Annotated in this window: 2 protein-coding genes; both read left to right on the plus strand. The window is 48.3% G+C overall.

Features of this window, described 5'->3' with window-relative positions; translation table 11 throughout:
• Positions 1-487, plus strand: a 487-nt coding sequence (locus ACRCZA_RS10605; RefSeq protein ID WP_438674404.1) for a thymidine kinase, incomplete at its 5' end; no start/stop codon positions are given.
• Positions 488-668: 181 nt separating this feature from the next.
• Complete coding sequence (locus tag ACRCZA_RS10610; protein WP_438674405.1) at positions 669-3749, plus strand: transglycosylase domain-containing protein; 3081 nt, start codon at positions 669-671, stop codon at positions 3747-3749.
• The last annotated feature ends 16 nt before the right edge of the window (positions 3750-3765 follow it).

Here is a 3765-nt window from a genome sequence, read left to right on the forward strand (position 1 = left end):
GAATACCTTAGTGATGACCGCAGCCATTGATGATCGCTACGGCATCGGTAAGGTGGCTTCGCGCATTGGAATTGAAACCGATGCTCAGGTATTTAATAACCAAGATAATCTTATTGAGCTTATCCAAGCGGTTCACCAACAGACGCCCTTAAGTTGTGTGCTGGTGGATGAGAGCCAATTTTTGACCAAAGAGCAGGTAAGACAGCTGACTTATGTTGTCGATAATATTGATATTCCTGTACTGTGTTATGGCCTACGCACCGATTTTCAAGGTGAGCTTTTCACCGGTAGCCATTATCTCTTAGCTTGGGCCGATAAATTGGTGGAGCTGAAAACCATTTGCCATTGTGGCCGTAAAGCAAATATGGTGGTGCGCCTTGATGGTGACGGTAAAGTCATGCGTGAGGGGGAGCAGGTTGCCATTGGCGGTAATGAGAGTTACGAATCGGTGTGCCGTAAACATTTTCGCGAGTTTATTTGGGATTGAGGCTAAATCGTTGGAAGGACGTTGTCATGGATTGCCGCACTGGATTGTGTCGATGGTTTGTTGCCAGGACCGATGCATGGAACGTCCTTATTCGCGCTTGAATGTGACTCGATTGGATTCATTAGAATAACTGGGAATTGACTCCCACCTGTAAAGCGTATTCGTTATTTTTGGAGCTGTTTTGCCTAATTCTACGCAAGAGATGAAGTTCGAAAATTATCGCCCTCGTCCACCACAACCAGAGCCTAAAGCCAAATCAGCCCCCAAGGCGAGTTCCTCTGCTCGGGCGTGGTTATTATTTTTTATTCTCATTCTGTGCTTAGTGATCTTGATCGGTCAGGAGGTGAAAACCTCCTATTATCAATCGAAATATCTCCATCAATATGCCAAAACGTTAACTTACGAACTTAAAAATGCGCCGACGCAATCGGTCATTTATCCGAGCTATGGCCCATTTGATGAGCGCCATGGTTACAGTAAGTTACCCCAATATCTCGACCGTTTATTACAGCGGAATTTTCAAATTACTCGGCAAGTGGCTTTTTCGCCAGCGCTGGAACAGTATGCCAATTTGGGGTTTTTCCCACCTTATCATGAAAAAGCTCAATCGGGATTGACGCTGCTCGATTGTCGTAATACCGACCTTTATACCTTTAGTTATCCCAAACGGGTGTATCAAGACGACGATAAAATCCCCAATGAAATCGTCAATACCTTATTGTTTATTGAGAACCGCGAGCTGTGGACCAACGAGGATAAGCTCAATCCGGTGATCGACTGGCCGCGATTTGTGGTGGCAGGATTTAGCCAAATTGCCGAAATGCTTGGAATGAACGTGTCCACGGCGGGCGGCAGTACCCTCGCAACCCAGATTGAAAAGTTTCGCCATTCTTCCCAAGGGTTAACCTTGAGTATTAAGGATAAATTATTGCAAATCGGCTCTGCCAGCATCCGGGTCTACCAGCAGGGTGAAAAAACGGAGCCTGCGCGCAAACGTATTGTGCAGGATTATCTTAACACGGTGCCGCTGTCTTCTGCGCCCAATCACGGCGAAGTACATGGGATTGGTGACGGCCTGTGGGCATGGTTTGGGACGGATTTTGATACCGCCAACCAGTTATTAGCCTCGCCGCAAATTAAAGCGAATGCCGCTAAACGTGGTCAAGTTTTCCGCCAAATCGTGGCGTTAATGATTGCCCAGCGTCGTCCCTCCTATTACTTATTGCAAGGCCATGAGGATTTAGAGCAGTTGGTGGATAGCCATATTCGCTTATTGGGACAGTATTACTTGATTGATCGTGGCCTGCGCGATGCGGCGTTAGCCCAGCGCCTGCAATTTAAGCAGGTTAAACCTCAGCGTAATGTGCAAAGTGGCAATGATAAAGGGGTTAACGCGATCCGTATCCGCACGGCGGGCATGCTCAGTACCGGATTATATGATTTAGATAGGCTCGATTTAACCGTTAACAGCACCCTACACAGTGAGTTGCAACAACAAGTCAGTGGTTACTTACGCAGTCTTGGTGATAGTGCCATGGCAGCGAAAGTGGGCTTACTGGGTGAGCGTTTACTCGAGCCTAGCCAGCTTAACAATGTGCTTTACAGCTTTACCTTGTATGAGCGTACCGATACCGCTAACCGGGTGCGGGTGCAAACCGACAGCACCGATCAACCCTTTGATATTAATGAGGGCAGTAAGTTAGAACTGGGCTCCACTGCGAAACTGCGCGTACTGGCGACCTATTTAGAGATCATTGCAGAGATCCATGAGAAATACGCCACTAAACATGGCATTGAGTTAGAGTCGATTATTATCGAGCCGCGGGATCACTTAACGCGTTGGGCCATTGATTACCTGATAGTCAATCCCGACAGACGCCTTGACCGTATGCTCAATGCCGCGCTTATGCGTGAGTATTCTGCTTCGCCCCATGAACAGTTTTTTACTGGCGGCGGTTTACATGTCTTTAATAACTTTAAAAAAACGGAAGACCTAAAGGTTCCGACCCTCTATCAAGCCCTGCAGGATTCGATTAACTTGCCCTTTGTGCGCTTGATGCGTGATATCGTCAATTACAGCAGCAGTATGCAAAATGAAGGCAATATGGCTCAATTGCTGCGTAATGATAAAGATCCACGGCGTGAAGAATATTTGCGGGTATTTGCCGACAGAGAAGGCAATACCTTCGTGACGAAGTTTTATCGCAAATACAAAAAAGTCGCGGCCAATGCGCGTTTCGCGATGTTTTTTGATGGGCTATCGCAGTCGGAGCAGCAGTTGTCAGCCGCTTATCGCTATCTGCAACCCGATGAACCATTAAGTGCTTTTAAGGCGTTTTTACAACAGCGTCTCCCGCAGGCTAACTTAAGCGAGCGGCGGATAAAGGATCTGTATAACAAGTATGGGCCAGCAAAATATAATCTACCGGATCAAGGCTATATTGCCCGGGTGCATCCGCTCGAGTTATGGGTGCTCGCTTACCTTAATCAGCATCCTGATGCGAATTTAACCGCGGTAAAAGATGCCAGCAAAGCCCAGCGTCAAGAGGTTTATCGTTGGTTATTTAAGACGCGCCATAAAAATGCTCGGGATGTGCGGGTACAGGTGATGTTAGAAGTGGAAGCCTTTTTAGATATTCAGCAGCGCTGGGCCCGTTTAGGTTATCCCTTTGAAACGATGGTGCCCTCGTTAGGTTCAGCCTTAGGTAGCTCAGGGGACCGGCCCGCGGCGCTGGCGGAGCTGATGGGTATTATTCAAAACGATGGTATTAGGTTGCCTACCGTACGGATTAATCAGCTGCATTTTGCTGAAAATACCCCCTATGAAGTGTTGTTGCAGAACCAATACACCCAAGGTGAGCGAGTTATGCGCCCTGAAGTGGCGCAAGCCTTGAAAGCGGCATTGGCCAATGTGGTACAAAATGGGACGGCGCGGCGTTTACGCGGGATTTTTGCCGATGAGCAAGGCGCGATGTTAGCCATCGGGGGGAAAACCGGTACGGGGGATAACCGCATCGTGACGCAGATGCAACAAGGTAAAAAAGTGGCGACTACCGCCATGAACCGCACGGCGACCTTTGTGTTTTATTTGGGAGATGATTACTTTGGCACTTTAACGGCATTTGTGCCGGGCAGTAAGTCCGATGATTTTAGCTTTACCTCGGCATTGCCGCTGCAGGTGATGAAGGGCATGATGCCGATCCTCACGCCGTATTTGCAGCAACACAAGGGCATGTGCGTGACCCCAACGCCCGCGCCCTAGTGTGCCCTAGCTTATG

The organism is Shewanella sp. (assembly GCF_051658185.1).
GTDB lineage: Bacteria > Pseudomonadota > Gammaproteobacteria > Enterobacterales > Shewanellaceae > Shewanella.